Origin of the sequence: Kutzneria sp. CA-103260 (genome assembly GCF_018263855.1) — a bacterium.
Taxonomy (GTDB): Bacteria; Actinomycetota; Actinomycetes; order Mycobacteriales; family Pseudonocardiaceae; genus Kutzneria.
Map to the genome: position 1 here is coordinate 2,574,940 of NZ_CP073318.1, position 23,529 is coordinate 2,598,468.

Here is a 23,529-nt window from a genome sequence, read left to right on the forward strand (position 1 = left end):
CTCGTCATTGCGGCTGCTGCCGGCGGGTGGCACGCCAGGCGGTTCTGGCCAGGGCGATGGACACCAGGGCGCCGATGAGGGTCAGCCCGGCCGCCCACGAGAGGGTGGTGGTGAGGGCGTCGGCGGCGAGCGAGAGGTACAGGTCGCCGAAGATCGCGACGCCGATCACCTGGCCGAGCTGGAGCGTGGTGGTCAGCAGCCCGCTGGCGTCCGCGGCCGCCTCAGCCGGCACGTTGACCAGGGTGTGGGCCATCAGCGGACTGAACGCGAGGCCGAAGCCGACCGCGAAGACCACCATGCTGGCGGCCACGGCCAGGCCCGAGGGCCGGCCGAGGCACACGAGGGCGGTGACCAGGTAGCCCAGGGAACCCACCGTGAATCCGATCGGGACCAGCAGGTGATGGCTGCGGGCGGGTAGGCGGCGCCAGTGGTAGCCGCACAGTCCGGACAGGATCCCGGCCGGGGCGAAGATGAGACCGGTGCGCAGCGCGCTGTCGCCGAGTTGGCCCTGTAGGTACAGCGGCAGGGCGAACAGGAAGCCGCCGTAGGCGACCATGTTCGTGGCCAACGTGATCAGCCCGGAGGTGACCCCCGGAACCCGCAGGACGGCCAGGTTCATCAGCGGTTGTTCGATTCGCCGTTCGACGAGGCCGAACGACACCGCCAGCGCCGCGCCCGCCGCCAGGCTGACCAAGGTCCATGCCGGCCACTGCTGTTCCTGGCCGAGCACCAGCGGCAGCACGAGCAGGCATACCGCCGGCACGGAGATGACCAACCCGATCAGGTCCAGCCGGCGGCCGCCGGCGGGCACGTCCGCCGGCACCAGTCGCGGTACCAGCGCCGCGACCACGAGGCCAATCGGCACGTTGACCAGGAAGACCGGTCGCCACCCGCTGTCCAACAGGTTCGCGGTGACCAGCAGCCCGCCGGCCACCATGCCCAGCACACCGCCGACCGCGATGACCGCGGCGTACGCGGACAGCGCCTTGGCCCGCGCCGCACCGGTGAACTCGGTCTGAATGGTGCTCATGATCTGCGGCATCACCAGCGCCGCTCCGGCTCCCTGCACCAGCCGTGCCGCCACCAGCACGCCCGCGGTCGGGGCCAGGCCGCACAGCAGGGAGGCAACCGTGAAGCCGACCAGTCCGACGAGGAAGATCCGGCGACGACCGTACAGCTCGCCCAGCCGGGCCCCGGTGATCAGGAACATCGCATAGCTCAGCGTGTAGCCGGCGACCACAAGCTGCAGCATTGAGCCGGAGGCGTGCAGGTCCCGCTGGATCGACGGAGTCGCGACGTTGACGATGGTGACCCCGAGCAGAGCCATGAACTGCCCCGCCAGCAGCACCGTCAGCATCAGCCAGCGCTGTCGGTCACTGCTGCCCGCCGCCGCGGGTGCCTGAGCGGCGACGGCCGCGTTGCTTTCCATGTCCACCAAGATCGGCGCGGCGGCCGGTGAGCGGTGAGAGCCTGCTGATGCTGGTACTGCCACCACCCCTCTGGGCGAAAGTGGGAGCGCAATCCGCTGCCCTGTTGGGGGATGATGGGGCTGTGACCACTTCCGAGACGGTCGAGGGGCGACGGCGCGGTGAGCTCGGCGCGTTCCTCAAGGCCCGCCGCGCTCGACTTCGCCCGGAGGACGTCGGCCTGCCGCCGGGGGCGCGGCGGCGCACGGCGGGCCTGCGCAGGGAGGAGGTCGCGCTGCTCGCCGGGGTCGGTGTCACCTGGTACACGTGGCTGGAGCAGGGCCGGCAGATCAACGCCAGCACCCAGGTGCTGGACGCCGTGGCCAACACCCTCCGGTTGGACCGCGCCGAGCGGCGACACCTCTACGAACTGGCCGAGGCGACGCCGCGACGCGACTTCGAACGTGCCGCACAGCCCGCGCCGGCGACGGAGGCGCTGCTGCGCTCGTTGCCGTTGCCGGCCACGCTGGTGAACGGCCGGTTCGACGTCCTCGAGGCCAACGACGCCTACCGCCGGCTCTTCCGGGACTGGCACACCGGAACCGGCTCGTGCGTGCACCGCAATGTGCTGTGGTGCTGCGTGACGGAGCCGATGGCCCGTTGCTGGTACGTCAACTACGACAGCGAGATCGCGCACATGGTCGCCCGGATGCGCGCCGACTACGCCCGCCACGTCGGCGATCAGGAATGGGAGGAGGACATCCGCCGGTTGCGCGACATCAACGAGGAGTTCGCGCGGCTGTGGGAACGACACGACGTGGCCGAACCGGCCGTGCGCCGGCGCGTGTTCGACCTGCCGGAGTTCGGCCGGCTCACCTTCTCCGCACAGGAGCTGGCCGTGGCCGCCACGCCGGATCTGCGACTCCAGGTGAACGCGCCGGAGGACGCGCACACCCGTTCCGTCATCGAGCGACTGGCCGCCGAGGTTGAACTGTCCGTCGTGGACTGATGTCCGTCATCACTCGCCCGCGTCGCCGACGCTGAGAGCGATCTCGACGAACCGCCGCAGCACGGCCTCGCGGACGTGGGGCAGGAAGACCAGCGCCACAGGGCTCGGCGGCGCGCCGCGCAACGGGATGAACCGGACCGCGGGGTGCGGGTTGCGTCGCATGGCCACCTCCGGGGCGACACCGATGCCGCGGTTGGCGGCGACGCATTCGATCCACTCGTCGAAGTTGGTGGTCTCCACGACCGTCGCCGGTCCCTCGCCCCGTGGCCAGGACCACGGCCCGGTCGTGCCGCTGACGATGTTGACCACCAGCGGCCAGCGTGGAACCTCCTGCCAGGTCAGATCCGCACGCTGGGCGAGGGCCGACCGGACGGAACACGCCGCCACCCTGGGCTCGTCGAACAGGTGCACGACGCGCAGAGTGGACGAACGCACCGGGCCGCGTATCACGGCGACGTCGACCTTGCCCTGCTGCACCGCCGAAAGAGGATCATCCGTGCGCACGAGGTCGACGGTGGTGCCGGTTGCCTGCTCGAACCGGGCCAATGTCCGCTGCGCCCACGGATCCGGCAGCAGCCAGCCGAATCCCATCCGGACACAGGCCCTCTGCTGAAGCGCGTCCAGTCCCCGCTCCAGTTCGGCGAGGGCTCGTTCGACATATTCGAGCAGCGTCTTCCCGGCGGCGGTCAGTTCGACGTGTCGGCTGTCACGTTCGAACAGCGCCGTGCCCACCGCATCCTCCAGCTGCCGGATCGTGCGGCTCAGTGCGGGCTGGGTGATGGTGAGGTCGTTCGCGGCCTGGGTGAAGGATTTCAGCCGCGCCACGGCCTCGAAGCCGCGCAGGTGGCGAAGTTCGAACTTGCCGTTCACGTCGTCCATCATGCCGCCCAGGCATGGACGCGGCACGTACGGCATTTCCCAGCCGAGTCCGCGCCGCCTAGCGTGGCGGGCGGCGGGCGAGACCGTTGCCCTGCCGTACGGACCAGGCCCGGGGAGGCAGTCCCAGATGATCGAACTTGTCGATTACCAGTTCGGGCCGGCAGCGCGCCGGCGGTTGGACGAATCGGCGCAGCCGGGCCGCGACGGTGCGATCGCCGCGCTGGAGAGCTTCTACTACGCCCTCAACCGCCGCGACCTCGAGGCATTGACCGCGGTGTGGTCGCAGGACGAGTTGGCCCAGCTCAACAATCCCGTCGGCGGGATCCTCCGCTCCGGGGCCGCGGTCACCGACCTCTACCGGCGCATCTTCGCCGGCGATCTCTGCCTGACGGTCACCTTCGGCGACGCCGCCACCTACTGGTGGCCGGAGGCCGTCGTGTTCGCCGGCCGGGAGGTGGGGCAGTACCACGACCACGACGGTGCCGTTGTTCCGCTGACCATCCGGACCACGCGCGTCTTCGGCTACCAGCGAGAGGCCGGGCGCTGGCTGCAGGTGCACCACCACGGCAGCATTGACCAGGCGGAGCAGCTCGCCCAGTACCAGAAGGCCGTGCGCGGCTGACGGTACCCCGCAAAGTCCGATGTGGACAACGCTCCTTCCTGATTGGACAGGTCTCTGATGCCTCTGCTGTATGTGGATCTGATCGAAGGCCGTTCGCCGGAGCAGGTCCGTGTCCTGCTCGACGCCGTGCACGCGGCTGTCGTCGAGGCGTTCGCGGTGCCCGAACGCGGCCGGGCCCAGTTCCTGACCGGCGAACTCGCCTGAACCGCGTGTGCCGGACGGGAACGGCGCCAGGGTATCCTCCCGCGCCGGCTTCGGCCTGTCGGGTCACGTGGTCGGGTCGCGCTCGGCGGCTCTCGCCAGCACGTGGACGGCTGGCAGTGGATCACCTCGGCCCAACAGGAGCGCTGGACCCAGTTGTCCGACGACGGAAGCGGTAGCCGCGGTCGCGGTGCCGCCTGCACGCCGAGCAAATCTCCGGCCGGGTGATACTCGGATGTCGACGGCTGTGTCACACCGGTAGGGGAGCAGTGGCTGATGTGTGCGTTCGTGCTGGTCGCCGAGGACGATGAGAAGCAGGCGGAGCTCGTACGGCGGTACCTGCGGCACGAAGGCCATTCGGTCGTCCTGGTGTCGGACGGTCGCGCGGCCGTGGACCAGGTCCGGCACAACCGCCCGGACCTGCTGATCCTTGACGTGATGATGCCGGGGCTGGACGGCCTGGACGTGCTCCGGACGCTGCGTCGCGACTTCGACCTGCCGGTGCTGGTGGTGACGGCCCGGTCGACGGCCGAGGACAAACTGGCCGGGTTCGACCTGGGCGCGGACGACTACCTGACCAAGCCGTACGACCCGAGGGAGTTGATGGCCCGGGTGCGTTCCCTGCTGCGGCGTGCGCGGCCCGAGGGTGGGGTGACGGTGGCTCCGTTGCGGGTAGGCGCCCTCTCGCTGGACCAGGTCCGGCACGAGGTCCGAGTGCACGACCGCCGAATCGAGTGCACGCCGGCCGAGTTCCGGATCCTGGAGACGCTGATGGCCAGCCCGGGCCAGGTGTTCAGTCGCCGGCAGTTGCTGGACCAGGCGCACGGGCCGGCCAGCTTCGTCACCGAACGGACCGCGGACGCCCACGTGAAGAACCTGCGGCGCAAGATCGAGCAGGATCCCCGCCAGCCGACGCGTCTGCGGACGGTCTACGGCGTGGGCTACAAGATGACCGACGGCGGCCCGGATGCCTAGGCCGGGGCTGCGCACCCGGCTGCTGGCCGGCACGGTGCTGGTCGCGGCGGGTGCGGTCGCGGCGACCTCGTGGCTGGCCGTGCAGGGCACGACGACCTCGATCGCCCAGCAGGAGAGCTCGGTCCGGGAGAGCTACTCCCTGGCCTACTCGGGGATGGTCGACTACGCGGCGACCCACACCGACTGGTCCTCGGTCGGCCCGGTGCTCACCGACCTGGCCCAGCAGTCCGGCACCCGGGTCGTGGTCACGCCGGTCGGCGGCCGGCCGATCGAGAGCTCGCCGGCGCCGGCCGGCGGCCAGCAGACCGCCGAGCCGTCGGTCGCCCTCGACCCGCTGGCCGTCGACAACACGTTGGCCGGCAGCCGTTTTCCCAACGGCATCGCCCCTTCGGTCGTCGGCCCGTTCCAGCTGAGCACCGCCGAGCACGCCGACCTGGAGGTGCTGGTCGAGAAGGCGGTCACCTGCCTGCAGGCCCACCACCTCACGGCCCAGATCGCCGAGGTGCCCAGCGGGCGCCCCTACCTGCGCATCCCCGAGGACCGCGCGCCGAAGGACTGCCATGTGGTGCTAGCCGACAGCAACGGGCTCGTCGGCTTCGAGGACTCGCCCAAGATCACGCCCACCCGCACCGAGCAGGCCGCGCTGACCCAACTGTCGTTGTCGATGAAGGAATGCACCGATGTCGTGCAGCTCCAGCTGACCGGCACCGGGGAGGTCACCACCGTCCCCGAGGACGACCCGCGGCAGCGCACCTGCCTGCTCGACGCGCGCCGCCAGCAGCTTCGGCCCTACGTCGCCCCGGCCGCGGTCCTGAGCGTCACGCCGCTCGGCGACAACGCGCAGGCGAGCGTGAGCCTGCCGGCCGCCGGTGCGCTGCGGATCGCCGGTGTGGCCGCGATCGTCCTCCTGCTCACCGTCGGCGTGGCGATGTTGTTGGCCAGCCGCGTGATCCGGCCGGTCCACGCGCTCACCGAGGCGACCCGCCGCATGCGGGCGGGCGACGGCGAGGCCCGGGCGGCGACGACCGCCCGGTGGGAGATCGCCGAGCTGACCGCGGCGTTCAACGAGATGGCCGAGCACGTCGCCCGGACCGACCGGCAGCGCAAGGAACTGGTCAGCGACATCTCCCACGAGTTGCGCACGCCGCTGGGCACGATCCGGGGCTGGCTGGTCGCCGCGCACGACGGCCTGGCCGACCTGGACCACGACCTGGTGTCGTCGCTGCTGGCCGAAACCGTGCTGCTGGAGCACCTCGTCGACGATCTCGGGGACCTCGCGCTCGCCGACGCCGGGCAGCTGCGCCTGGATCCCGTCGAGGTGAACCTGGCCGGGCTGCTGCGGCACGTCGCGGCCGCGGGCGACGGGCGCGTGACCGTCGAGGCGCCGGACGAGTTGCCGCTGGTGGCGGATCCGGTGCGGCTGCGTCAGGTGGTCGGCAATCTGGTGGCCAACGCGGAACGGCACACCCCGCCGGACGGCCGGATCACGGTGTCCGCCCGGCGGAACGACTCCTGGGTGCTCGTGGACGTCACGGACACGGGGTCCGGCATCGCCGCCGAAGACCTGCCGCACGTGTTCGACCGCTTCTGGCGGGCCGAGAAGTCCCGCAGCCGCCGCACCGGCGGCAGCGGGTTGGGGCTGGCGATCGTCCGTCACCTGGTCGAGGCGCACGGCGGCGCCGTCGGCGTGACCAGCACACCCGGGGTGGGCAGCACCTTCACCGTCCGGCTGCCGGTTTCGAAGGAACTGTCATAGCGTTCGCACAAGTTCTTCACAATGTCCGGACAGGCTCGTGCCCATGATCCCCAACCCCCGCGTGATCGCTGTCGGCCTCCTGGTCGCGTCCGGGCTGGTCCTGACCGCGTGCGGCGGGTCGGACCAGCCGCAGGCCCAGGTGCCGATGCTGCCGGCGACCGGTTCCTCGGCGGCCACCTCCGGCGCCGCCACCACGAGCGCCGATCCCGGACAGCCGCGTGAGCGCCTCGACATGACCAACGACGAGCTCAACGCCCTGTACGACCAGTTCAACCAGTGCCTGTCCGCCAACGGCCTCCCCAAGGGCAAGCCCACCGGCGGCAGCGGAGCGAGCCCCACCGTCATCCCGCCGGACATCGAGTCTCGGGCGAGGGCGGCGTGCAAGTCGAAGGATCCGCTGCCCCCGTGGGAACTGGACGCGAGCAACCCGCACGGCGCCGACTTCGTGCACGCGGTCGTGCAGTGCCTGCGGGCCAAGGGAGTCCGGTACGTCGACGAGGAGCCGCCGCAGGGCGGCCGGTACGTCTTCTCCTTCGGCGGGGCCAACAACGACTCCGACTCGATCTCCAAGGGGTTGCAGTACACCCCGGACTGCGAGAAGCAGGTCGCCGGACAGGGAATCGGTCACTGACGTGCGGAAGTGGCTCCTCGCCGTGCTCGGCGCCGTCGTCACGGCGGCCATCGCCGGCGCAGCGGTCTACATGCTGTCCTTCCGGCCCGCGCCGCCGTCAGCGGGACAGGTTGCGCCGCCGCAGAAGGCCACGGTCAAGCGCACCGATCTGTCCACATCGGTCACGCTCAACGGCAGCCTTGGCCACGGCACGGCCACGACCTTCACCGGTCGCAAGAGCGGCACCGTCACCTGGCTGCCGGCCGTGGGCGCCGTGGTGGATCGGGGACAGCGGCTGTACGCGGTCGATGCCAAACCGGTGGCGCTGTTCCTCGGCGACACCCCGCTCTATCGCACGGTCGACGCCACCGCCAAGTCCGGCCCGGATGTCGCCGAGATCAACACGAACCTGCGAGCGTTGGGTTTCCGTTCGGCGCCAACGGGTTCGACCTTCACCGCTGGCACGGCCGACGCCCTCAGGCAGTGGCAGCGCCGCAACGGGCTCGACGAGACCGGCGCCCTGGCGGTCGGCGACGTCGCCATGCTGCCGGCCGCGGCGCGGGTGGATTCCCTCAAGGCCCAGCCCGGCGCGCAGGCCACCGCCGACCTGATGGGCCTGACCTCGACCACGAAGCTGGTCACCGCGACCGCCGACCCCGCCCAGGTCGACGTCGCGTTGCTGACAGTCGGCCAGACCGTCACATTGTCCCTGCCCAACAGCAAACAGGCGCCGGGAACCATCTCCGCGGTGACCTCGTCCGGTGGGCAGGACCAGGCCGGATCCACCGGTGGCGTGGGCGGCCGGTCGAACGGACCGACGGTGACGATCGCCATCGGCGACCAGGCCGTGGTGTCCGATGTGGACTCCGGATCCGTCGCCGTCTCGGTGATCACCGGTTCGCACAAGGGAGTTCTCGCCGTGCCGGTCGGTGCGCTGGTCGTCGTCCAGGGCGGCGGCTACGCGGTCCAAGTGGTCAGCGGCACGGGCAGCAAGCTCGTTGGGGTGCAGACCGGCATGTTCGCCGACGGGCTGGTGGAGGTGTCCGGGCCGGACCTCGCCGCCGGGCTGGAAGTGGTGACCGTGTCGTGAGTCCGGTGCTGCGGATTCACCGCGCCAGCAAGGAATATCCCGGCGGCGTGCGGGCGCTGGACGACGTCAGCCTGCTCGTCGAGGCCGGTGAGCTGCTGGCGATCGTCGGCCCGTCCGGATCGGGCAAGTCCACCCTGCTCAACCTGATGGGCACGCTCGACCGGCCGACCAGCGGCACCGTGGCCGTCCGCGAGCAGGACGTCACGGTGCTGGGCGACCGGGCGCTGTCGACGTTGCGGGCCAAGGAGATCGGCTTCGTGTTCCAGCAGTTCCAGCTCATCGAGGGCCTGTCGGCGACGGAGAACGTCGAGACCGGCCTGCTCTACGCCGGCGTGCCACGCCGGACCCGACGCCCGCTGGCCGCGGCCGCCCTGGACCGCGTCGGGCTGGCCCATCGCCGCGACCACAAGCCGCACCAGTTGTCCGGCGGGGAGAAGCAGCGGGTCGCGATCGCCCGCGCGCTGGTCAACGAGCCGGCGCTGGTGCTGGCCGACGAGCCGACCGGGGCTCTGGACACCGCCACCGGCCGCGCCGTGCTGGACCTGTTGCGTGGCCTCAACGACGCCGGCACCACCATCGCCGTGATCACGCACGACCGGGAGATCGCCACGTCCCTGCCGAGACAGGTGGAGATCCTCGACGGGCGGATCACCTCGGACCGGACTTCCTCGTCGCTGCAGGGGACGCCGCGGTGAGCCGCCTCGCCCCCGTCGACCTGCTCCGGCTCGGACTGCTCGGCGTCCGTACGCGCCGGCTGCGGGCAGTGCTGTCGGCCATGGGCATCTCGATCGGCATCGCGACCATGGTCGTGGTGGTCGGGATCCCGGCGTCTGGCCAGCAGGCGCTGGACGAGCAGCTTTCCGCTCTCGGCACGAATCTGCTGCGCGTCGAGGCCACGGTCGACCAGCAGACTCAGACGTTGCCGCCCGTGCCCGAGTCGGCGACCGCCATGGTGGCCCGGATTCCACCGGTGCAGCAGGTCAGCGCGGTCGCGAACACGCACGCCGAGGTCCGTCGCTCGCCCGCGATCCCGCCGGAGAACGGCTCGGGCCTGACCGCGCTGGCCGTGCAGGGGGACGGCCTGCTGCCGGTGATCGGCGGCCATGTCGCCGCCGGGCACTATCTCGACACCGCCGCCGCGGCGTTCCCCACGGTGGTGCTCGGCTCCGTCGCCGCGACCAGGCTCGGCATCACCGCGCTCGACTCTGGGCAACCCGCGCCGGAGATCGTCATCGGATCCCAGGCGTTCACGGTGATCGGTGTCCTGGCGCCGATTCCACTCGCGCCGGAGATCGAGCGCTCCGTGCTCGTCGGCTGGGACGCCGCTCGACACTGGCTGGGCTTCGACTCCCATCCGAGCGTGTTGTACGTGCGGTCCCAGGAGTCGCAGATCGACGCCGTGCAGGCCGTGCTCGCCGGGACGGTGTTCCCGCAGAACCCGGGCCGGATCGTCGTGACCCGCCCCTCCGACGCGCTCGCCGCCAAGCGGCTCACCGAAACCGCCTTCTCCGGCCTGTTCCTCGGGTTGGCCGGGGTGGCGCTGCTGGTCGGCGCGGTCGGCGTGGCCAACACCATGATCGTGTCGGTGCTCGAACGCCGTCGGGAGATCGGCCTGCGGCGGGCGCTCGGCGCGACCCGGCGGCAGATCCGGGGCCAGTTCCTCGCCGAGTCCGTGCTGTTGTGCCTGTTCGGCGGTCTCGCCGGCACGGTGGTCGGCGTCCTCGGCACGACCGGTTACGCCATGTCCCGCGACTGGCCCGCTGTCGTGCCGGTCGGATCGGTTCTCGGTGGTGTCGGGGCCGCCCTGCTCGTCGGCGTGCTCGCCGGGGTGCACCCCGCCGTGCGGGCGTCCAGCCTCCCGCCCACGGAGGCCCTCGCCACCGTCTGACGATGTGACACAGTTTCCGGCACCCGCAGGGTGCCGCCGCTGGCGATGCGGCACGCGATGAGTATGCGCCAGGGCCTCACCGAGCTCGCCGTGATCGACCGGAAGTGTAGTAGTTGGGCTCTGAAGGGCACGGGGCGGCGACGCGGCCCGAGACCCTGGTTAGCGTGCCGGAACGTGAGCAGTACTCCGCGAATGAGAACTGCGCTGTTCGGTGCGTTCTGGAGCTCCCGGCTCGGGGCGGCGCTGGTCGGCAACGACCTGCTGATGTTCGACCACCGCGGCACCAGCAGATCTGGGGCGATCGACTGTCCGGGATGCAGCACGTGCACGGTGACCAGCGGGCGGCCGGCTGCCAGTGTGCGGCGCAGCTGGGCGACAAGGAGACGGTTCGGCGCCGCCCTGCCGGAGGCAAGATGAATGGAGCGTCCGCGGAACTGCTCTCGGTCACGAAGCGCTTCGGCGACGTCGTGGCCCTCGACGCGTTCGACCTGACCGTGGCGGCGGGGGAGTTCGTCGCGATCGTCGGTCCCAGCGGGAGCGGCAAAACCACCGCGACGCGAATATTGGCCGGTTTCGAACGGCCAGACCGTGGACGGGTGCTCATCGGGGAGCGTGACGTCACGGCGGCGCCCGCGAAGCGCCGTGACGTCAACACCGTATTCCAGAACTACGCCCTGTTCCCACACCTCACGGTCGCCGGGAATGTCGGCTACGGCCTGAAGGTGCGGGGTGTGAAGGGTGCGCGGCGGCGGGCCACGGTGGACGAGTTGCTGGCGCTGGTCCGACTGGAGGGTCTGGCCGACCGCAGGCCGCACCAGCTGTCCGGAGGCCAGCAGCAGCGGGTCGCGATCGCGCGTGCCCTCGCGCGGCGGCCCGGGGTGCTGCTGCTCGACGAACCACTCGGCGCGCTGGACCGCAAGCTGCGCGGGGACGTGCGGACCGAACTGCGGCGGATCCACCGCGAGTTCGGCACCAGCTTCGTCTACATCACCCACGACCAGGACGGGGCGTTCGGGCTCGCGGACCGGATCGTCGTGGTCAACGCTGGCCGGGTCGAGCAGCAGGGCTCGCCCGACGAGATCTACGACCGGCCGGCCACGCTGTGGGCCGCGAACTTCGTCGGCGCCAACACATTCGTTTCGGGCCGGGTCGCCGATCGCACCTCTGAAGCCATGATCGGGTCGCCCGCATCAGGCTCAGGCGGAACCACCCTGGTTCGGCCCGCGATATCTGGTAGGTCCCGACCCGCTCGTTTCGACCGAAGACTCCGTCCTCGTCGGGCGGCGAATCGAGCTGCACGTCCCCGACCACCCAATACGAGGTTGGGTCGTCACCGGGGAAGGGGGCCTGGCAGACCTTTCTCACGTGGCTGTGAGGCCAGCATGAGGCCGGTCGGGCCTGCGCCCGAGACCACGACTTGGACGGATGACACTGGAAGGCTGAGGTTCATCGGCTCGTCCCCTGGCAGCGGTCCGAACTGATCAACCTTGGGTGCGGCTGGTCTGCGGCGACGAGCCGGTGACGGCCTGGCGTGGCTGGGGGTCCGCGTGAACCGGCCGGTCCGCCCGGCGGTCGCGGCGCAAGACGAGCAGCGGGATCGCGACGATGACCTGCACCGCCGCGATGAACGCCTGCGTTATGGGCGAGTCGACGGTCAACAGGGCGAGTGTCGCATTGCCGGCGAAGTGAACCGCGATCGACGCCGCGACCCCGGCACGCTCATAGGCGTAGCCGGTCAGCAGTGCCATCGGGATGACACTGACCATGAACGCCAGGCCGCCCCAGCTGATCAGGCCGAGACCGGCTTGGACGGTTCCGGGAATGAAGAACAGTGGCACGTGCCATGCCGCCCAGATGACGCCGAGCAACAGGGCGGCCTGAATTCGACCCATCGAGGCGCGCATTCGCGGATATGCCGTGCCGCGCCAGCCGGGCTCCTCGGCCAACGGGCCGGCGACCAGCATGCTGATGATGAACGGCACCGGTCCGCCGACGGTGGCGATCAGCGCTTGTCCCCCGGCAAGGCCCACCGCGGGACCGCCCAGCACGGGCGCGAGCAGCGCGCCTGCCAGCACGGTTGCCGAGGTCAGCGCCAGCATCGGCAGAATCCAGAACAGCCGTGGGCTCGGCCGGAGCCGCACCGTGCGAGCAGGGGCGGGTTGGCGGCGGATGGCTCGGTGGATTCGGACCACGATCGCGCCGATCGTCGGGCCGAAGGCGCCGAGGAGGTAGGGAATGGCGGTGGGGGAACTCATCGCCGATCCGCCCAGTGCGATCGCGATGAGCCAGCAGGCCCAGGTCGTCGTGAACGTGACAGCAAAGTAGAGCGCCAGGCCACTTCGCTGGCGAACAGGCGTTGAGATAGTCACACCTTTTCCTTTTCGCGGGTGTCGCATGAAGGAATTTCGAATTCCTTCAGCAGCGGACGAGCGGAAACTGTCCAGGACGTTGCTGTCCAGTCAGGACGCGCGGCGTGTCGGGGTCGGCCGGGTCTGCCTCGCGGTCCGACCTCCCGTCGCTCTCAGTCGTGCGAACGTTATCACCTGTGAGAACCATATCGCATGTGAGAACATTGGTCCATGGCCACCGCTGACCTGCTCCTGCACCCCGTCCGGATGCGCATCCTGCAAACGCTGTTCGACGCGGACCCGATGACCACCACGCAGCTGCGAGACCGCATGCCCGACATCGCGCCGGCGACGATGTACCGACAGATCGCGGTGTTGGCCGACGCGGGCGTGCTGGAGGTCGTGGCCGAGAAGCGGGTGCGCGGCACGGTGGAGCGCAGCTACCGGGTGCGTCCGGAGAACGCGGTGGTCGACCCCGCGGCGCGGGAGGCGATGACGCGGGAGGAGCACCAACGGTCGTTCACCACGTTCGCGGCATCGTTGATGTCGGATTTCGACCGCTACCTCGGCTACGAAGACGCCAATCCCGTCGCGGACGGCGTGGTCTACCGGCAGGCGGCGGTGTGGCTGAGCGACGACGAATTCGCCGCGATGATCGACGAGATCGAGCACGCGGTCGTCTCACGGGTCGGCTACGCCCCGGAGGGCCGCCGCACTCGGCGCATCGTCAGCCTCGTTGTCGTGCCGGACAAGCCTGCGACGAAACCCCTGCCGGACTCCGACACCGAGCGGGAGTGATCTGGTCCAGGACGGGACGTCACCGGCTCACGAGGCTGTGTGCCGGATCCCGGCCAGCACGATGTCAGTGATCCGTTCGGCCTCTGTCCGGGTGAAAGGCCGCAACCCCTGGTCGGCGTAGCTATAGGCCGGGCCGGACAGCTTCTGGGTGACGAGGTAGCTGTCGACCCGCGGCAACTCACCGCGGACGACGGCGCTGTCCACTCGTCGCGCCACGAGGTCGGTGCGCTGCTGGAAGATCACGGTCACCGTGCGACGGGTCGCCGGGCTCTCGCTGGCCCTCGACCTCGGCGGCCGCGGTCACCACGTCACCGTCGTCGAGCGCGCGAACCAGTTCCGGGTCAGCGGATCATCGATCGACGTCCGCGGTGACGCGCTCGATATCGCCGACCGGATGGGCCTACTCGCCCGGATCAAGGAGAACCGCGTTCGCGCGACCGAACTGAGCGTGTTCGTCGACGCCGACGGCCGGGGGATCGGCCAGATGTCGTGGTCGGAGTTCGACGTCTCCGACCACGACATCGACATCGCCCGGGAGGACCTCGCGCAGATCATGATCGACGCGCTCCCCGCCGGCACCACGGTCCGCCTCCGGGAGCACCTCGAATCGCTCGCCGACGACGGCGCCGGCGTCGACGTCCGCTTCGCCTCTGGCGGTACCGGACGCTTCGCCCTCGTGCTCGGCGCCGATGGCCAGCACTCGGCGGTGCGCTGTCTGGCGTTCGGCGCCGAAAAGGACTACCTGCGCCATCTGGGCCTGTACGTCGCCCTCGCCGAACTTCCCGGCGAACGACGGGCAGATCGGCTCAACCCGGTGTACAACTTCCTGGGTCACATGGCCACCATCTGGCGCTACAAGGACCGGGCGCTGGCCGGCTTCGCCTTCCGGCCGGACCTCGTCAGGGGACTGGGTTACGAGAAGGCGCACATCTTTGGGATGGGATGCGGTATCAGGCACCAGCTAGGCGAGCGTTCGCCCACGCCTACTTCTCCTCTGTGCGACGCCGACACCACGGCGAGCTGACGTGGATGCTGCCGGCCTAAGGCTGTGTCCTCTGTTCGCATGACCAAGCGCCCCGAGGCTAGCTCCAATTCGGTTGCCAGGCGCGGGATGGGCCCTTGATGCTGGCTGTCATGAGTGACGTCGTCCTCCGTCCCGCCGGTGCCGGCGATGCTGCGTTCCTCACCGACATGCTGGTGGAGGCCGCGACGACGCCCGCTGTGCCGCGCAGTCGGGCGGAGACGCTCGCCGATCCGTCGTTTGCCCACTACCTGCCCGCCGACGTCGGTCTCGTCGCCGTCGAGCAGTCTTCGCAGCCCGTCGGTGCAGCCTGGCTGCGTCTGTTCGGTGCCGACGACCCCGGTTACGGCTTCGTTCGGGACGGTGTGCCCGAGCTGGCCATCGGCGTGCTCGCCTCGCGTCGTGGGCGGGGCATCGGTCGCCTGCTCGTGCGTGCCATCGCCGATGTCGCGCGTGCTCGCGGGTTCTGTCACATCTGCCTCAGCGTCGACCGCGTCAACCCCGCTGCCCGGCTCTACCTCGCCGAGGGGTACCGGGTTGTCGCCAGCCGCGAGCACGCTGACACCATGCTGTTGGCGTTGTAGCTACCGGTGGCTCATGCTTGTCGGTTTCGATCACAAGGGGCACGATTCGAATCCTCCACCCGGCAATTGCTCAGCGTATGTCGATAGGCCAGGCTGGCTCCATGTCCATCGGTGTGACCTTCGATGCGCGCGACCCACAGAAGCAGGCCGAGTTCTGGGCGATGGCTCTCGGCTACGTCTTGGACCCGCCGCCGCCCGGCTTTACCAGTTGGTCGGAGTTCGCCACCGCGCGCGGCATCCCCCGTGACCAGTGGCGTGCCGCTGTTATCGACCCGGAAGGGCGCGGACCGAGACTGTTCTTCCAACCAGTTCCAACCTCACCTACGCCCTGCTGACCCACCCCGACCAGCTTGCCCTGCTGCGGTCTAGGCCCGAGCTTATGCCCGGCGCCGTCCAGGAGCTGATGCGCTGGGTGCCGCTGCTCGCGGTCGCCGACGTGCTGCCCCGGTTACGCGCTGGCCGATGTCGAACTCAGCGGGGGCACGGTGCGGGCCGGCGAGCCGGTTCTGTCGGCCAAACACGCCGCCAAGACCGACCGGCGCAGATACGCCGACCCCGACCACTATCTCGGCGCACCGCAGGCCCGGATGCACATCCAGATCGCGTTGGCCGCGCTGCTGGCGCGTTTCCCGGATCTACGGCTGGCGGTGCCCGAGACGGAGGTGGTGTGGAAGAGCGGCCTGGCGGTCCGCGGGCCGGTCGCCCTGCCGATCACCTGGTGACCGATTAGGGGGTGACCGTGAGGTCGTCGAACTGGTCGGTCTGGTAGCCCACCACACCGAAACCGATCTGGCCGGAGGCGTAGGAGGAGTCCGTGACGGTGGTCAGCGCCGTCGACCCGAGCTTCGCGGTGACGGTGCTGCCGCGCAGGTCCAGGCTGAGCCGGTGCCAACTGTTCAAGCCAGGCGCGGTGGTCGTGCCGCTGGCCAGCGTGGTGAGGGTGCCGGTGGTGTCGTTCTTGGCGAGCACCCAGGAGCCGGTGTCGGAGAGGCGGAGTTCGTAGCCGGCTTGCTTGTTCTGTGGCCGTGCTTGCTTGTCGGCGCGGCCGATCAGCTCGACAGTGCCGGCTTGTTGCAGGTTGACGTCGACGGAGACGGTGTAGTTCTGCCAAGTGGTGTCGCCGGCCAGGGCATAGGCGTCGCTGTCGCCCTGCCACTCGATCGGCTTCACCGGCGCGACCTGCTGCTCGCACATGCCGGTGCGGCCGTTGCGGCAGGCCCGGATCTCGAACGAGCCCTGCATGTCGGCGACGTACCTGGCTTCCGTGCCGGGGACGTAGCCGTCGAAGGTGTCGTTGTATGGCAAGGACATCGCACGGTTCGCGGGGGCGGCGGAGGTGCCCTTGCCCTGCCCGCCGACGGTCGACAGCGAGTACACGAAGCCGGGCTTCAGCGTCAGCGAGAACGCGCCGTTGGACGGCGAGAGGTCGGGCAGCGGGACGAAGTAGTCGCTCGCGTTGGCGGAGTTGAGGTTCGTCGCTCGCACGTGCACGGTACCGGTGGACAGACCGCCGGCGACCTTGACGTGGATCGACTGGTCGGCGGTCGCGGACAGCGTTTCGATGATCGTGCTGTAGTTCTTGCCGTCGGGCGAGCGCAGGCTGACGTAGCTGCCGTTGGCCCGGTCGCCGCCGAGGTAACCGCTGGCGGAGTCGATGAACTTCCAGCCGGGACTGGTGAACTGGGTGAACTGCGCCATTGCCCAGGTTTCCTTGCCCAGCCGGTAGGAACCCGACCACGGTGACGGTGTGACGGCCAGGCCCACGGTGGCGAACGGGAGGTTCGGGGTGATCGCGGCGACCAGCGGCCAGTTCAGGTAGGCGGTCAGCTTCGCGTCGATGTAGCCACGAGTGATCGAACGCACCAGGGCGGCAGCCCCGGAGTCCACGTCAAGCGAGCCGTTCTCGCTGGCCCACAACGGCTTTGCGGTGGCTAGGGCGTTGGCGGTCGAGGTGCAGGTGGTGGCCGCGGACTTGTAGCCGCACGGGTAATGCGAGCCGGCCACGTCGACCGCGGCGTTGAACGCCGGGTCCGCCACCATGTCATCGGCCACCTTCCAGCCGACGCTGTCGTCACCAACGATCTTGATCTTCCCGTATCCGTCGGCGTTCAGCGTCGAGCGCAGGCTTTCGTACCACGCCTTGTCGTGGCCCTTCTCGTTGCGGCCGCCCAGGTAGGACACGGTGATTCCGTGCGACTTGGCGCAGCCCAGCCAGCTGACGAGGTAGTCGACGGAGTCCTTTGTCCAGTAGTTCGTGCCGCCGCCGATCCAGCCCGGCGCGGCCCACGCCAGCCCGTAGAACTGGATGTGCGGGTTACGCGCGCGAGCCTGTTCGGCGAGCCAGAACTCGTAGCCGGCCGAGCAGTTCACGGTGCCCTTGACGTGCTCGACGCTGGGCTCGGCGCCGTCGGTGGAGTTGGCGTCGCCACCGATCTCCAGCTTGAGCAGTTGGACGTTCGCGCCGTAGCCCGGCTTGAACAGGTAGTCCAGGATCTGGCTGCGCTGGGGCTCGGGATAGTCGACCAGCAGACGCGAGTTGCCGCCGCCACCGCTGATCGCGCCGACCCCGTCGAAGGTCCGGCCGCCCTGCTTGCCGTCGACGGTTACGGACGTCGTGGTGGCGGCGTGTGCCGCCGGAGGCTGGCCGCCGGTCACGGCCAGCGCGAGCGTGATCACCAGAGCTGCGGGCAGAACGGCACGGTTCATGGCACCCGGTTATACATCGGAGCTTTGTCGCCCCTCAAGGGGATGTATCGATCCATGCGGCCGATGGATACGTGACCTGTAAGCACAATGTCCTGGACTGCGAGCCGGCGGCTGGTCATTACTCGGATGTCTAGACCTATTTGCCGGGTTTGTTTGACCGTGCACGGGTCGGCGTCCGTCGCTGTTGGTTTCGTGACCGACAACAACGTGTCCTAGCTCGCAGGGTGACGGAGTTGGCCGCGATGACGTCGCCGCCGCGGACCATGCGCAGCAGCGTGGGGTGGTGGGAGCCGGCGCGGCCGATGGCGTCGAGGGCGGACGCTTCGAGGTGCTGCTGAGCGAGGCTGGCGGCGTCCGGGATCACCGCGGAGCGGACACGCTGAGGGGGCGTATCGGAGTGGTTGCCATCGAAGGCAGCCCTTAGCAGGGCGCGGTCGTTGGCGTCGAGGGTGGCCAGGCGTGCCTGGATCTCAGGGATGATCGCGGACCGGGTCTCGCCGGTGTAGGTGTGGCGTAGGTCTGCCATGCGGTTGGTGGGGGAAAGGCTGTGCGGCATGGCGACCAGGCCGCCAGCCAGCCGGGCATGGGCGGCGGTCGTCTGGCCGGCCCTTCGCGCTGAGTCCCAGGCGCCCGGCCGCAGCCTCCGTCAACGGCCGTGAAGTACCGATTCGACTTGGGCAGGAAGAGTAGAGCCGTCGCCACCGTCGCGGTGGCGGCGCTCGCTGCGGCCGGTATTGAGAAATTGCTTACCAGCGTGACCGCGCGCGGCATGGTCGCCGTGGCCAAGGTGATGCGGGACCAGTTGTCTCGTGTCCTGAGCTTGAACGCATATGGCTCAACTGTCCGTTGTGCTAGGTGTGTCGGGTAGCGGCATCGACGCAGTCTCGCTGCGGTTGTCGGCGAGGTGCCGATGGAGGTCGCTCGGGATGTTGTGGGCGAACCTGACCGGATCGAACACCTCGTCATGCACCGGAAGAAACGTCTCGGCGGCGCCGTCCACGATTACCGTCGCGCCGCTTGACCTGCGCGGACGTGGGTTTCGGCGCGCAGAACGATGGTCACGGCGGAACTGCTTGGAGCGGCTGATCGGTTGGGTGCCCGACGACCAGTGCAGTCAGGGCACAGCGTGGTGGCACGACCCCGGCCTGGCCAAGGATGGCCCAACCCGGCAGATCAGCCGCCCGCGTCACACGATCCGGTTCGGCAAGGGGTTCGTGACTCCCACCTGGTCGGGTAGGGACGCGGTGAGCTGATCTTGGGTGCTCGGACGCCTGGGGCCACCGCCGCACGCCGCCTCCCGCTGTGTTCAAGGGACGAACACCCGGCTTCGCAACGGCGCAATGCCCTGCCCCTGATCGTCCGTAATTGCTTGGGCACGGCTTGAGACCGGCCGACCGAGATCGATACCAGTACGCAGTGGAGTTTCGCGTCTTGGGGGACGTGTCCGCCGTGCTCAACGGGCAGCCGGTCGACATCGGGCACGCGCGGCAGCGCTGCGTGCTGGCCGTGCTGCTGATTGACGCGAACCACACGGTGCCGATCGACCAACTGGTGGATCGGGTCTGGGGCCGGCAACGTCTCCCGCAGCGGCCGAACAGCACCTTGCAGACCTACGTCGCGCTGCTCCGCAAGGCGTTGCGGGCGCCAGACGGGCCGACGATCACCTGGCGGTCGTCCGGTTACCGACTGGCTGTCGACCCGAACACGGTCGATCTGCACCGATTCCAGGGGCTGATCGACCGGGCCGGCACGGACGGCGCCGCGGCACCTCAGCTGGCACAGGCACTGGAGTTGTGGCGGGGCGAGCCGTTCCGGGATCTGGACACGCCGTACCTGGCTGCGGTGCGGACTCGGCTGAGCTCGCTGCGGCACGCGGCACAGCTCGACCTCACCGACATCCAACTCCGCCAGGGCCAGCACACGGCGTTGGTCACGGCGCTGGCGGAGCGGGCCGACGAGCATCCGCTCGACGAACGTCTGGCCGGGCAACTGATGGTGGCCCTGTACCGCAGCGGCCGGCAGGCCGAGGCGCTCGATCAGTACGAACGGCTCCGCGGCAGGCTGGCGGAAGGACTGGGCGCGGACCCCAGCCCGCCACTGGCCCAACTGCACCGCGACATGCTCGCCGGGGACGCGTCGCTCACGCTGACGCCGAGCAGTCCCATGCCACGCCAACTACCGGCGGCACCGATCTTCTTCATCGGCAGGCAGGCGCATCTGCCGTTGCTCGGCGTCCACCCGACAACCGCGATCAGCGGCCCCGGCGGCATGGGCAAGACCTGGCTCGCACTGCACTGGGCACACCGCAACGCCGACCGCTTCCCCGATGGTCAGTTGTTCGCGGACCTGCACGGCTTCGACCCATCGGCCCCGCCCCTGCCGCCGGGCGCCGTACTACGCGCGTTCCTCAGCGCGCTTGGCGTCGCCCCCGGGGCGAACCCACCCGACCTCGATTCGCAAGCTGCCCTCTACCGCAGCCTCGTGGCCGGGAAACGCATCCTTGTCGTGCTGGACAACGCCCGCGACTCCGCGCAGGTCGCGCCCCTGCTGCCCGGCACGGCGACGTGCACGGCGCTGGTCACCAGTCGCGACCGCCTCGCCGGGCTGGTGACCACGCACGGCGCCCGACCCGTGGAGCTCGACGTGCTGAGCGACGGCGAATCGCGGGACCTGCTGGCGGCTCAGCTGGGGGCGCAGCGCGTGCGGGCGGAGGCGGCCACAGTCGACGAGCTGATCTCTCGGTGCGGCGGCGTTCCGTTGGCACTGGGCGTGGTCGCGGGCCGAGCGCAGGCGCATCCACAGTTCCCGTTCGAGGATCTGGCCGCTGGGCTACGAGATGCCGCGACCCGGCTGCACGCGTTGGACGGCGGCGACCCGGGCGCCAGCGTGCCGGTTGCGTTGTCACTGTCGTATGACGCGCTCACGGCGGAGCAGGCGCAACTGCTCGGCCTGCTCGGGCAGGCGCCGGGGCCGGACATCGACCTGGCGGCGACGTCCGCGCTCGTCGGCCGGCCGGACGGACCGGTGTCGATCACGCTGCGGAAGCTGGAGCAGGTCAGCCTGCTCCAACAGCACATGCCCGGCCGATGGCGGATGCATGACCTGGTCAGACTGTACGTCGCCGACCGCGACGACACCGACCAGTCGCAGGCGCAACTGCGCCTGACCGACTTCCGGATCCGCACCGCCGTCGCCGCCGCGAAGCTGCTGTACCCGCACCGGAGGATGATCGAGATCGGGTCGTGTGACGACCGCCGGCCGCGGCCATTCCCGGACCTGGCCGCCGCGCTGGAGTGGTTCGAGACCGAACGACACTGCCTGCTTGCCACGCTCAGGTTCACAGTCGACCGGGGCTGGCACGACCGGGCGTGGTGGCTGGCATGGGCGTTGCACGACTTCTGCCGGCGGCGCGGTCTGCCGGATGAGGATCTCGCGGTGTCCCGAACGAGCGTCACGGCGGCCGCACTGCTCGACGACGACGGCGCGCGGGCGCTCGCCCACCGGTACCTGGGTCTGGCCTACACGCGAACAGGCCAGTTCGCGGCCGCGGTCGAACACCTGCACCAGTCGGTCGTGTTCGCCGACCTGGCGCGGAACCAGGCCGAACAGGGCGCCGCCCACCGAGCTCTCGCCCTCGCCTGGGCTGCGCAGGGCGACCACGTGCTGGCGTTGAGGCACGCCCGGCACGCGCTGGACCTGTCCCGCAGGGTGGGCGTCGCCAACGGCGAGGCCGACGCGCTCAACGCCATCGGCTGGTACGCGGCCAAGCTGGGCGACTTCGAGCAGGCCAGGCAGCGCTGCGAGCAGGCCCTGGACATGTGCCGTCGGCACGACTACCGCGGCGGGCTGGCGGACACCCTGGACAGCCTGGGCTACATCGCCCACCACACCGGTGGGCTCACACTCGCCGCCGACTACTACCAGCAGGCGCTGACCGCCTACCGCGACATCGGCAACGCCTACGAGGAGGCCAACACGCTGGCCAGCCTCGGCCACACTCACTCCGCCCTCGGCCAGCACGGGCAGGCCGAGGGCGCCTGGCTGCGGGCCATCGAGCTGTACCGGTCGCAGCACCGCGCCACCGACGCGGGCCGGGTCCAGCAGCGGCTTGCGCAGCAGGTCTGACTACACGCTGAGCGCCTCCCGAGGGTCAGCATGGCGTCGCCGGCGCTCGCGGGTGCACGGCTGGCTCAGACCGCACCGGTGACCTGTTCCGCCTGCTCCATGCGCCGTCGCAGGCTGGCCGGGCGCATGTCCGTCCACACGCGACCGATGTGGTCCAGGCACTCGGTCCGGGTGCCGGTCGTGCCCTCGGCGTGCCAGCCCAGGGGGAGGTCGCGGTCGGCCGGCCAGATCGAGTACTGCTCCTCGTCGTTGCGCACGACGCGGTAGCCGCGCTGATCGTCGTCGCCTTCCCCGTTCATCACGGGCTCCTTACGCTTCGGGCGGACCTCTGGCCCGCCGAGCATCCCCCGCCCACGGGCCGTCGGTGTAGAGACGAACGCGCACTCCGGCCCACGGACCAACGCTGCGACTCCTTCTCTGGTGCGCCCGGTGACACCCCGACAGGGTGCGTAGTGCCCGACGGACGAGGGAGCTGGCGATGCACGACAGCAGCAGCGCAACGATGTCGCACGGTCTCGCCGGTCCGGTGCTCAGCGCGGTCGGGGCGCCCGTCCGGGCCACCGCGCGGCGGCACCTGCTGTCCATCGACGACCTCTACGACGCAGAGCTCGACCGGATCGTCCGGCGGGGTGCCGAGTTCGCCGACGGTCGCTGCGACGACGAACGCCCGCTGCGCGACCTCGTCGTCGGCGTGCTGTTCCGCGAGACCTCGACGCGCACCCGCACGGCGTTCGCGGTCGGCGCGCTGCGCCTGGGCGCGCAGCTGGTCAGCTACGGTGCCGCCGACCTCCAGGAGAACACGGGCGAGACGGTCGCGGACACCGGCCGGGTGCTCTCGCGGATGCTCGACGTGCTGGTCGCGCGCACCGCCGGCCCGGAAGAGGAGCTGCGCGCCTACGCCGCCCAGGAGCGAATGGCAGTCGTCAACGCGATGAGCGCGGGCGAGCACCCCACCCAGGCGCTGACGGACCTGACGACCTTGCTGCGCCACTTCGGCCGCCTGGCGGGGCTTCGCGTGCTGTACGTCGGCGAAGGCAACAACACAGCGTCGGCGCTGGCCCTTGCGCTGTCCCGCTACCCCGGCACCGAGCTGCACCTGCGCACACCACGCGGCTACGGAGTCCAGCCGCAGTACCTCGAACGCGCGGCCGACCACGCGGCACGCGCGGGCTCGACGGTCGAGCAGCGTCACACCATGGAACGGCTGCCCGAGGTCGACGTGGTCTACACCACGCGGTGGCAGACGACGGGAACCACGAAGCCCGACCCGCACTGGCGCGAGGTCTTCGCGCCGTACCGGGTCGACAGCGCGGTGATGACGGCCAACCCCGGCGCGGTGTTCATGCACGACCTCCCGGCACACCGCGGTGAGGAGGTCACCGCCGAGGTCCTCGACGGCCCGCGCAGCCTCGCGTTCGACCAGGCCGAGAACAAGTACCACAGCGCCAGGGCGGTCCTGGAGTGGTGCGCCGGCGCGGCTCGCTGATCCGACGGCATGCGGAAGGAGGGGA

25 protein-coding genes are annotated in these 23,529 nt (G+C 70.1%); 18 read left to right on the plus strand and 7 right to left on the minus strand.

The window, feature by feature from the left end; translation table 11 throughout:
* Positions 1-4 precede the first annotated feature (4 nt).
* A complete protein-coding gene (locus JJ691_RS11205) occupies positions 5-1,429 on the minus strand; it encodes an MFS transporter (protein WP_211768715.1) in 1,425 nt (474 codons plus the stop codon).
* Positions 1,430-1,551: 122 nt separating this feature from the next.
* Between JJ691_RS11205 and JJ691_RS11210 the strand changes: the two genes are divergently transcribed.
* Entirely contained in the window at positions 1,552-2,415 is an 864-nt protein-coding gene (locus tag JJ691_RS11210) for a helix-turn-helix transcriptional regulator (RefSeq protein ID WP_249227832.1), read from the plus strand.
* A gap of 9 nt (positions 2,416-2,424) precedes the next feature.
* Here JJ691_RS11210 and JJ691_RS11215 read toward each other — a convergent pair whose 3' ends face one another.
* Positions 2,425-3,321 carry a LysR family transcriptional regulator gene (locus JJ691_RS11215; RefSeq protein WP_211768716.1) on the minus strand — a complete coding sequence of 299 codons (897 nt, stop codon included), beginning with the start codon at positions 3,319-3,321 and terminating at the stop codon, positions 2,425-2,427.
* 100 nt (positions 3,322-3,421) lie between these two features.
* Here JJ691_RS11215 and JJ691_RS11220 point away from each other — a divergent pair, with 100 nt between their 5' ends.
* The 10 genes from JJ691_RS11220 (at position 3,422) to JJ691_RS11265 (ending at position 11,917) form a co-directional block, all read left to right on the plus strand.
* A complete protein-coding gene (locus tag JJ691_RS11220) occupies positions 3,422-3,916 on the plus strand; it encodes a YybH family protein (protein WP_211768717.1) in 495 nt (164 codons plus the stop codon).
* 57 nt (positions 3,917-3,973) lie between these two features.
* On the plus strand, positions 3,974-4,120 hold the full coding sequence (locus JJ691_RS11225; protein WP_211768718.1) for a tautomerase family protein: 147 nt from the start codon (positions 3,974-3,976) through the stop codon (positions 4,118-4,120).
* Between the two features lie 273 nt (positions 4,121-4,393).
* Positions 4,394-5,092: a response regulator transcription factor gene (locus tag JJ691_RS11230; protein WP_211768719.1), complete on the plus strand. Its 699-nt coding sequence runs from the start codon at positions 4,394-4,396 to the stop codon at positions 5,090-5,092.
* Positions 5,085-6,848, plus strand: a complete 1,764-nt coding sequence (locus tag JJ691_RS11235) for a sensor histidine kinase (protein WP_211768720.1) — start codon at positions 5,085-5,087, stop codon at positions 6,846-6,848. The genes JJ691_RS11230 and JJ691_RS11235 overlap by 8 nt, the downstream gene beginning before the upstream one ends.
* 43 nt (positions 6,849-6,891) lie before the next feature.
* Positions 6,892-7,479 (plus strand): hypothetical protein, encoded by a 588-nt coding sequence (locus JJ691_RS11240; RefSeq protein WP_211768721.1) that lies wholly within the window; start codon positions 6,892-6,894, stop codon positions 7,477-7,479.
* A gap of 1 nt (position 7,480) precedes the next feature.
* A complete protein-coding gene (locus tag JJ691_RS11245) occupies positions 7,481-8,548 on the plus strand; it encodes a peptidoglycan-binding protein (RefSeq protein WP_249227833.1) in 1,068 nt (355 codons plus the stop codon).
* Positions 8,545-9,243 carry an ABC transporter ATP-binding protein gene (locus tag JJ691_RS11250; RefSeq protein WP_211768722.1) on the plus strand — a complete coding sequence of 233 codons (699 nt, stop codon included), beginning with the start codon at positions 8,545-8,547 and terminating at the stop codon, positions 9,241-9,243. The genes JJ691_RS11245 and JJ691_RS11250 overlap by 4 nt, the downstream gene beginning before the upstream one ends.
* The gene (locus tag JJ691_RS11255; RefSeq protein WP_249227834.1) at positions 9,240-10,436 is read left to right on the plus strand and encodes an ABC transporter permease; all 1,197 of its coding nucleotides are present in this window, start codon (positions 9,240-9,242) and stop codon (positions 10,434-10,436) included. The genes JJ691_RS11250 and JJ691_RS11255 overlap by 4 nt, the downstream gene beginning before the upstream one ends.
* Before the next feature lie 192 nt (positions 10,437-10,628).
* Positions 10,629-10,853 carry a hypothetical protein gene (locus JJ691_RS11260; RefSeq protein WP_211768723.1) on the plus strand — a complete coding sequence of 75 codons (225 nt, stop codon included), beginning with the start codon at positions 10,629-10,631 and terminating at the stop codon, positions 10,851-10,853.
* Positions 10,850-11,917: an ABC transporter ATP-binding protein gene (locus tag JJ691_RS11265; RefSeq protein WP_211768724.1), complete on the plus strand. Its 1,068-nt coding sequence runs from the start codon at positions 10,850-10,852 to the stop codon at positions 11,915-11,917. Before JJ691_RS11260 ends, JJ691_RS11265 begins: the two co-directional genes overlap by 4 nt.
* Here the strand turns inward: JJ691_RS11265 and JJ691_RS11270 are convergent, their stop codons facing one another.
* Positions 11,918-12,832, minus strand: coding sequence for a CPBP family intramembrane glutamic endopeptidase (locus JJ691_RS11270; RefSeq protein ID WP_249227835.1), 915 nt, complete (start codon positions 12,830-12,832; stop codon positions 11,918-11,920).
* A gap of 183 nt (positions 12,833-13,015) precedes the next feature.
* Here JJ691_RS11270 and JJ691_RS11275 point away from each other — a divergent pair, with 183 nt between their 5' ends.
* Positions 13,016-13,582, plus strand: a complete 567-nt coding sequence (locus JJ691_RS11275) for a helix-turn-helix domain-containing protein (protein ID WP_211768725.1) — start codon at positions 13,016-13,018, stop codon at positions 13,580-13,582.
* Positions 13,583-13,609: 27 nt separating this feature from the next.
* On the opposite strand, the gene JJ691_RS11280 is transcribed toward JJ691_RS11275, so the two are convergent.
* Positions 13,610-13,831, minus strand: coding sequence for a hypothetical protein (locus tag JJ691_RS11280; protein ID WP_211768726.1), 222 nt, complete (start codon positions 13,829-13,831; stop codon positions 13,610-13,612).
* Between the two features lies 1 nt (position 13,832).
* Here JJ691_RS11280 and JJ691_RS11285 point away from each other — a divergent pair, with 1 nt between their 5' ends.
* From JJ691_RS11285 to JJ691_RS11300, 4 genes are all read left to right on the plus strand, one after another.
* Positions 13,833-14,606, plus strand: a complete 774-nt coding sequence (locus JJ691_RS11285; protein ID WP_211768727.1) for an FAD-dependent monooxygenase — start codon at positions 13,833-13,835, stop codon at positions 14,604-14,606.
* A 110-nt stretch (positions 14,607-14,716) separates the two neighbouring features.
* Positions 14,717-15,187, plus strand: coding sequence for a GNAT family N-acetyltransferase (locus JJ691_RS11290; protein WP_211768728.1), 471 nt, complete (start codon positions 14,717-14,719; stop codon positions 15,185-15,187).
* A gap of 101 nt (positions 15,188-15,288) precedes the next feature.
* Entirely contained in the window at positions 15,289-15,522 is a 234-nt protein-coding gene (locus tag JJ691_RS11295; protein ID WP_211768729.1) for a VOC family protein, read from the plus strand.
* 150 nt (positions 15,523-15,672) lie between these two features.
* Positions 15,673-15,909 (plus strand): hypothetical protein, encoded by a 237-nt coding sequence (locus JJ691_RS11300; RefSeq protein ID WP_211768730.1) that lies wholly within the window; start codon positions 15,673-15,675, stop codon positions 15,907-15,909.
* 4 nt (positions 15,910-15,913) lie between these two features.
* Here JJ691_RS11300 and JJ691_RS11305 read toward each other — a convergent pair whose 3' ends face one another.
* Positions 15,914-17,893, minus strand: a complete 1,980-nt coding sequence (locus tag JJ691_RS11305) for a galactosylceramidase (RefSeq protein ID WP_211768731.1) — start codon at positions 17,891-17,893, stop codon at positions 15,914-15,916.
* Positions 17,894-18,029: 136 nt separating this feature from the next.
* Positions 18,030-18,449, minus strand: a complete 420-nt coding sequence (locus tag JJ691_RS11310) for a hypothetical protein (RefSeq protein WP_211768732.1) — start codon at positions 18,447-18,449, stop codon at positions 18,030-18,032.
* An 860-nt stretch (positions 18,450-19,309) separates the two neighbouring features.
* On the opposite strand from JJ691_RS11310, the gene JJ691_RS11315 reads away from it, so the two are divergent.
* Entirely contained in the window at positions 19,310-22,018 is a 2,709-nt protein-coding gene (locus JJ691_RS11315) for an AfsR/SARP family transcriptional regulator (RefSeq protein WP_211768733.1), read from the plus strand.
* Between the two features lie 65 nt (positions 22,019-22,083).
* On the opposite strand, the gene JJ691_RS11320 is transcribed toward JJ691_RS11315, so the two are convergent.
* The gene (locus JJ691_RS11320) at positions 22,084-22,317 is read right to left on the minus strand and encodes an MbtH family protein (protein ID WP_211768734.1); all 234 of its coding nucleotides are present in this window, start codon (positions 22,315-22,317) and stop codon (positions 22,084-22,086) included.
* Between the two features lie 179 nt (positions 22,318-22,496).
* Here JJ691_RS11320 and JJ691_RS11325 point away from each other — a divergent pair, with 179 nt between their 5' ends.
* The gene (locus JJ691_RS11325) at positions 22,497-23,504 is read left to right on the plus strand and encodes an ornithine carbamoyltransferase (protein WP_306291363.1); all 1,008 of its coding nucleotides are present in this window, start codon (positions 22,497-22,499) and stop codon (positions 23,502-23,504) included.
* Positions 23,505-23,529: the final 25 nt, after the last annotated feature.